Annotated in this window: 6 protein-coding genes; 2 read left to right on the top strand and 4 right to left on the bottom strand. The window is 46.9% G+C overall.

Features of this window, described 5'->3' with window-relative positions; genetic code table 11:
- Positions 1–42: 42 nt before the first annotated feature.
- The 4 genes from PJF56_RS19680 to PJF56_RS19665 form a co-directional block, all read right to left on the bottom strand.
- Positions 43–276, bottom strand: a complete 234-nt coding sequence (locus PJF56_RS19680; RefSeq protein WP_283764415.1) for a hypothetical protein — start codon at positions 274–276, stop codon at positions 43–45.
- A 115-nt stretch (positions 277–391) separates the two neighbouring features.
- On the bottom strand, positions 392–1,036 hold the full coding sequence (locus tag PJF56_RS19675; RefSeq protein WP_283764414.1) for a DUF2202 domain-containing protein: 645 nt from the start codon (positions 1,034–1,036) through the stop codon (positions 392–394).
- Between the two features lie 186 nt (positions 1,037–1,222).
- On the bottom strand, positions 1,223–2,860 hold the full coding sequence (locus tag PJF56_RS19670) for a GspE/PulE family protein (RefSeq protein ID WP_283764413.1): 1,638 nt from the start codon (positions 2,858–2,860) through the stop codon (positions 1,223–1,225).
- A 201-nt stretch (positions 2,861–3,061) separates the two neighbouring features.
- Entirely contained in the window at positions 3,062–3,352 is a 291-nt protein-coding gene (locus PJF56_RS19665; protein ID WP_283764412.1) for a small RNA NsiR4-regulated ssr1528 family protein, read from the bottom strand.
- Between the two features lie 129 nt (positions 3,353–3,481).
- Here PJF56_RS19665 and PJF56_RS19660 point away from each other — a divergent pair, with 129 nt between their 5' ends.
- Complete coding sequence (locus PJF56_RS19660) at positions 3,482–5,311, top strand: protein kinase domain-containing protein (protein ID WP_283764411.1); 1,830 nt, start codon at positions 3,482–3,484, stop codon at positions 5,309–5,311.
- A 362-nt stretch (positions 5,312–5,673) separates the two neighbouring features.
- Positions 5,674–6,390, top strand: coding sequence for a precorrin-2 C(20)-methyltransferase (locus tag PJF56_RS19655; protein WP_283764410.1), 717 nt, complete (start codon positions 5,674–5,676; stop codon positions 6,388–6,390).
- The last annotated feature ends 198 nt before the right edge of the window (positions 6,391–6,588 follow it).

The raw sequence follows: 6,588 nt of genomic DNA, 5'->3' as shown, positions 1-6,588 counted from the left end.
CTTTCCCTACCCTACGCTCTCCCGATCTCCAAGATTCGCCCCCTAGTTAATTGGTGATGGGGGAGTGCGTGAATGTTGCTCGCTGCCATAGGAGGGAATGGGGGAATGGGGGGAGTGCGAGCATCTTGCTCGCTGCCATAGGGGGAATGGGGGAATGGGGGGAGTGCGAGCATCTTGCTCGCTGCCATAGGAGGAATAGGGAGTGCGAGCATCTTGCTCGCTGCCATAGGAGGAATGGGGGAATGGGGGGAGTGCGAGCATCTTGCTCGCTGCCATAGGAGGGAATGGGGGGAGGATGTTGTAAGGGCGGGTTTAGCAACCCTCTGGTTTTCCCACCCAGATGTTTGTCAACCCGCCCCCTACGAGCGAGACACGCTCTCACTCCTTAATATTAGAAGTGTCTCCCCGCATTTCCCTCTCTCCTACCCCACCCATAACCGCCGCCATGGCCTTTCCTGCCATGATTTCTCTGATGTCTTCCTTGTCCTCCTCGTTCGTGAGCAGAATAGATAATGGCGTTGTATTGGTCTAAGGGTAAATGTTGCGGTTGGTAAGTCTCGCCAGTTTGACGATGTAAGGTGGAGACAAAGGAGCGTAAATGATTGCGAGAACCTCGCGCTAAATTACTATAAACTCGTTGAATATCGGGGTTTTGAGTTTGATCGATCTTTTCTTCTAGGTCAACAATATCGAGTTCTTCAATCTCTGCACCGACTTTGAGAGCATCGACTAAGGAGCTATAACCGGTTCTGAGTAGGGAATTATATAGGTTTTGTAAATCTGGATTGGTAAACACTCCTGGGTTTTTAGTGGCGATCGGATCTTGGAGTCCGTAACGGTTAAGCAGTCTCAGAACAGCGCCCATATGGCGAGTCTCGCTTTGGGCAATATTCTCAAAAATAGGAAGTTGCCAATGGGTATAGAGGGTTCGATAAATATCGTGTGCCAATTTTTCCTCTTCTCGCATATACAGCAATCCTTCTGCTTCTGAAACATTCAGAGGATTAAGCGTTAAATAGGGGGTTGAGTGCATCATAGGTCTTACTTGAGATATTACTTCTGGAGGGTTGGGCTTAGAAAACTCATTGAGAGTAGGCAAGTTCGTCGTTAAGGTCAAGATCAAAGGCCACATTGGGGAGTCTCCGTTTTTAATTGCTAAATCTCTATTGAGTAATATAACTAGATAAAGCAAGATTTGACAAGATATCTCCTTCAGCAGCACTCACCTGAGCTTATAGTACATCGTGCTGCGAGGCAGAACTCGAACCACTTCATCTACCGTGGTTTTACCCAGGGTTACCTTATCTGTGGCGGCCTTACGAAAAGACATAAAATCGGTATTTTGCAGATATCGGCGCAACTCGGTTACTCCCCCTTCATAAATTAATTCCCGCATGGAGTCATCCACATTCAACAATTCAATAATGGCTTCTCGTCCTAGATATCCTGACTGAAAACATTTAACACACCCTTTTCCTTTGCGCCATTCTTCTGGGTTGGCCTCATGTAAGCCAATCCCCAAAATCCTTAAATCCTGTTCGCTGGGGCGATAGGGTGTGCCGCAATGGGGACAAATACAACGGACTAAACGCTGGGCAATAATGCCTAATAGCGCGTCACTAATTAAACCGGGATCGGGGCCAATATCTTTTAGCCGGGGAATGGCTCCTACTGCATCATTGGTGTGTAAGGTGGTAAAGACTAAATGGCCGGTTAAGGCGGCTCGGACGGCGGTTTCTGCGGTTTCATGGTCGCGAATTTCCCCAACCATAATGATATCTGGGTCTTGGCGTAAAATGGCCCGCAAGCCTGCGGCAAAGGTCATGCCTGCTCTTTCGTGGACTTGGGTTTGGGTGATTCCGGCTAAGATGTATTCTACGGGATCTTCAACGGTGACTACGTTAACTTGTTCCGTGGCTACGGATTGTAAGCTGGTATAAAGGGTACTGGTTTTTCCGGAGCCGGTGGGCCCGGTGAGAATAATCATGCCTTGGGGTTGGCGCAACCAGTCTTGATAAACGGGTAAGGTTTGATGATTAAAGCCAAGGTCTTCAATTTTACTAAAGGGATTTTGCCGAGGGAGGAGCCGAATAACGGCTTTTTCGCCACTGACACAGGGAAGGGTGCTGACGCGCATATCCATGCCCAATTCTAGGTTATCTTGGGTGGCGTATTTTTCGCCAATCCGTCCATCTTGGGGGCGACGACTTTCGGCTATGTCCATGTTGGACATGACTTTGAGGGCGACGATTACTTTACGGCTGACTTCTGCGGATAGGGTGGTAATATCCCGGAGTACGCCGTCAATCCGATACCGAACTCGCAGGCCTTGGGGAAAGGGTTCGAGGTGAATGTCGCTGGCGCGGTTGCGGAGAGCGCCGGAGATGATGGTTTTAATGCGGCTAATTTGGCCGACGGCTTTGGATAAGTAGAGTTCGGTAACTTCGGTAATATTTTCTTGTTCGAGTTCCCCCGTGATGGGGTTAACGAGGGGCGCAGAACTGATGCGGGTATGGTCAAAGTTGCGGCTGTGATGCCAAGCGCTGTAGCTTTTTTGGGAAATGGGGATGATTTTGATGTTGGTGAGGGTACGATCGCCCATTTCTTGGATTCGATCCGGTTCTACGGTGACTGGAGAGCCAAGATAGTAGCAATTGCGCCACAGCAGCAAGGGAATAACTGGGGGGAGGTTCTGGCGATCGGGGAATTCACGCCAAAACCGAGAACTGACTTCAGAATCGAGTAAAGCAAGGTTAAGGTTGCGATCTCTATCGACTAATAGCTTAATGGCTTGATCACAGTTGACTGTACCTTGTCGGAGTTGTTGCCAAGCTGAAGGAGTCAGATCGCTGGTTTGCATGGTTAATACTGGAGTGGACAATACATGAAATTATACCTCAATTAGGGATAGATAATAAGTAGTGCGAGCATCTTGCTCCCTGCCTTTCTCGCTTGGAGCGAGACGTTTATCCTGCGGACACGCTATGCTACGCACTCCCGAAAACCGATGACACTATTTTAGATGAAACAGTCCAGTAGAGTGATAGAGATAGAGACAATTTTAACCGCCGTAATAAAAGCGAAGTTCTTTTTCTTTCAAGGGGGCAAAGTCGGCATCGAGTAACATTTGATTGAGTTTATCTTGGGGTAAATGCTTGGCTCCGATGCGAACAATGCGCGATCGCATGGTATTGCTGACTCCGCTCCGTTGGCGATCGGCTTCCAAACCCATGACTTGATGATACAACTCTAATTTAGCTGGGGGAATGGGACTGCCATCTAAATCGATTCCTTGGGCGATCGCCGCATCCACTGCATCCGCACCCGTCGTTTTCTGGTTTTCTGAAGCCATATTTATAATTTCCTCCACATTAAAATTCAGTTTACAATAACGAAAAACTCACAGTCAACCCTCTGATTTTTAATTTTTAATTTTTGCGGCTGTCGCCGACCTGAAAATTTTTAATTTTCAATTAATGCCATGTCTTACTGCCTCAATCCCCATTGTAAATCCCCCCAAAATCCCCAGGGCGCAAACTACTGTCAAACCTGTGGAAACCGCCTAATTTTGAAACAACACTATCAAGCCATCAAAAAAATTGGTCAAGGAGGATTTGGTCGCACATTCTTATCCATTGATAGAAGCCAAGAAAACACGCGCCGTTGTGTCATCAAACAATTAAGCTTTGAGAGCAAAAATCCTGACATGCGACGCAAAGCAACTGCATTATTTGAACAAGAAGCGCAACGACTCTATCAACTGGGAAATCATCCCCAAATCCCTGCTTTTTACGATTATTTTCATGAAGGTGAAAACCACTATTTAGTCCAAGAATATCGCCCCGGAGAAAACCTAGACGTAATTTTAGAACAAAGGGGAAAATGGACAGAGCCTCAAATCCGAGACTTACTGAAAAAACTCTTACCCGTTCTCAATTATATCCACGATCGCCAAGTTATCCACCGGGATATTAAACCCGCCAATATTATTCAAGGCTTAAATGGGGAGTATAGTTTAGTCGATTTTGGTTCCGCCAAATATGTCACAGAAACAGCCCTACTCAACACCGGAACGACTATCGGCTCCCCGGAATATGTCGCCCCCGAACAAATTCGGGGCAAAGCTATTTATGCCAGTGATTTATATGGTTTAGGAGTCACTTGTTTATACCTGTTAACCCAGGTCTCTCCCTTCCTATTATTTGATAGCTCAGAAGCGGTTTGGGTATGGCGGGAATACTTAGGGGATACTCAAATTAGTGATAAATTAGGAGCGGTTTTAGATCGGTTAATCCAGCTCGGAACCAAACATCGTTATCGTTGTGCGAGAGATGTTTATCACGCTCTCAAACCGGCCAAAAAACTGCCGCCGCCTCCTCCCCCACGTCCGCAGTTTTTCCCCCCTTCAGGGGCAAAAACCTGGCGCTGCGTGCAAACTTTAAAGGGTCATCGAAGTTCGGTGTGTGCCTTGGCAATGAGTCCTGATGGTCAACTGTTAGCCAGTGGAAGTTTTGACCGTGCGATCAAAATTTGGAATCTAGAAACGGGGAGTTTAGAAGAGACTTTAAAGATTCATACGAACCCGGTTTTGACCTTAGCGTTTAGTCCCCTAGGACATCAGTTAGCCAGTGGCAGTATTGATGATGTGATTAAGATCTGGGATTTTGGTACAGGGACAGTGTATTGTACGCCCCTAGAGCATTATCGCAGCTCTGTAACCTTGTCTTTAGCGTACCACCCCCAGGGGAAGGCGATCGCCAGTGGCGGAGACGATCGCCAATTACAAATCTGGTTTACCGAGAGCGATCGCCATCAGTCTATTGCTCATCCCCGTGGTATCAATACCGTCGCCTTCAGTCCCGATGGGGAAATCATTGCCTCTGGAAGTAGCGATAATCAAATCTATTTGTGGAATCTAGAAACGGGAGAACCCATTACCCAACTCAAGGGACATCAACGGGATATTAATGCGATCGCCTTTAGTGGAGATGGATACTTAGCCAGTGGAAGCAGCGATCTAACTGTAAAACTCTGGAACTTATCCTCACTTAGTAGCACTCCCTCACCTCAACATACCTTTCAAGCCTTATCTGACTGGGTAAGAGCCGTAGCTTTTAGCTCAGACTGCCAACAACTGATCGCCGGAAGTGCAGACGGGAGCTTAATCATCTGGGATTTAAATCCCCCTCAAATCCGACAAACCTTGAGGGAACATCTCAAAGATATCAATGCCATCGCCATCAGTCCTGGGCGATCGCTGATGGCTACCGCTAGTCGGGACACTACAATCAAAATTTGGATCGGGGACTAACTGAGAATAATGATACCTTAACTCAATACACAACTGGCTCGCCTGTTCCGTCAGCTCTTTTAATCGCTCCGGATCGGTGGTTCGTTTGATATCATCGAGCAAATATAAAATCTCACTCAAAGTCGTATAGGTTAACTGTCTTTCTTCCAGAAGCATGGACGGATGAATACACATAGGTCACAAAATAAACAGTCTTTGTATATAGTCTTGCTGGAAAAACGTCAATTGACCTCATCTTATCGGGTGAACTGACTGGATGATTTTCTGTAGGTTGCTCCTTGACCCATTACCCAGCCATCAGTACAGCCGATAAACGCGCTAAAATCGTTCTTAATATTTGTCTCTATTATTAATCTCTATTGGTGCAACTCGGAACTCTTTACGGCATCGGCATCGGTACAGGCGATCCCGAATTAATCACTCTCAAAGGATGGCGGCAACTGCAAAACGCTCCTGTTGTTGCCTTTCCCTCCGGCCTCAATAACCAACCCGGTGTAGCCGAAACCATCATCCAACCCTGGCTCAAACCCGAACAGATCCAACTCTCTCTGACCTTTCCCTATGTACAGGATGAAAGCCTTCTGCACCAAGCCTGGACAGAGGCGGCTGAAAAGGTCTGGTTTTACTTAAATCAAGGGCAAGATGTGGCCTTTGCCTGCGAAGGGGATATCAGTTTCTATAGCACCTTCAACTATCTGGCCCAAACCCTCAATCACAATCATCCCCAAGTCTCCATAGTAGCGATCCCTGGCATTGCCTCACCCATGGCAGCAGCAGCCGTTCTTGGACTCCCTCTAACGGTTCGGGATCAACGGTTGACCATTTTACCGGCGCTCTACCATATCGATCGCCTGGAACAAGCCTTAAACTCTGCTGAAGTGGTTGTCTTAATGAAAGTTGGTTCTGTTTATGGGCAAGTGTGGCAATTCCTGAAACAGCGAAATTTGCTCCCACAGGCTTACATTGTCGAACGAGCAACCCAACCGAACCAGAAGATCTATTCTAATCTAGAACAATTGCCCCACCTTTCCCTTTCCTACTTCTCTGTACTAATTATCATCAGGAATCAATCCTATTGAAACTCTGCGGTCTAAAGACGCGCAGATTCTTAAGCAGTCCAAAAGCGAACTCTTAAGGGCGTAATCAAAGCGCCTCTACTTAGTTGGCTTAAGTTAAGCTTAAGCCTTCCAGATACTTTTCTGAGAATATTTGCTGCACCGTTACAATCGGCATTTATCAAATAACCCGCAGCAGATTGATATAAACCTCGTTTAATG

The sequence above is a fragment of the Roseofilum halophilum BLCC-M91 genome (genome assembly GCF_030068445.1).
In the GTDB taxonomy this organism is placed as follows: domain Bacteria; phylum Cyanobacteriota; class Cyanobacteriia; order Cyanobacteriales; family Desertifilaceae; genus Roseofilum; species Roseofilum halophilum.
Note: the sequence above shows the minus strand (reverse complement) of the source record. Positions and strands in the feature narration are given on the sequence as shown.

Coding starts and splice junctions, on each gene's coding strand:
- PJF56_RS19680 (WP_283764415.1), bottom strand. CDS start 276: ATGGCAGCGAGCAAGATGCTCGCACTCCCCCCATTCCCCCATTCCTCC.
- PJF56_RS19675 (WP_283764414.1), bottom strand. CDS start 1,036: ATGATGCACTCAACCCCCTATTTAACGCTTAATCCTCTGAATGTTTCA.
- PJF56_RS19670 (WP_283764413.1), bottom strand. CDS start 2,860: ATGCAAACCAGCGATCTGACTCCTTCAGCTTGGCAACAACTCCGACAA.
- PJF56_RS19665 (WP_283764412.1), bottom strand. CDS start 3,352: ATGGCTTCAGAAAACCAGAAAACGACGGGTGCGGATGCAGTGGATGCG.
- PJF56_RS19660 (WP_283764411.1), top strand. CDS start 3,482: ATGTCTTACTGCCTCAATCCCCATTGTAAATCCCCCCAAAATCCCCAG.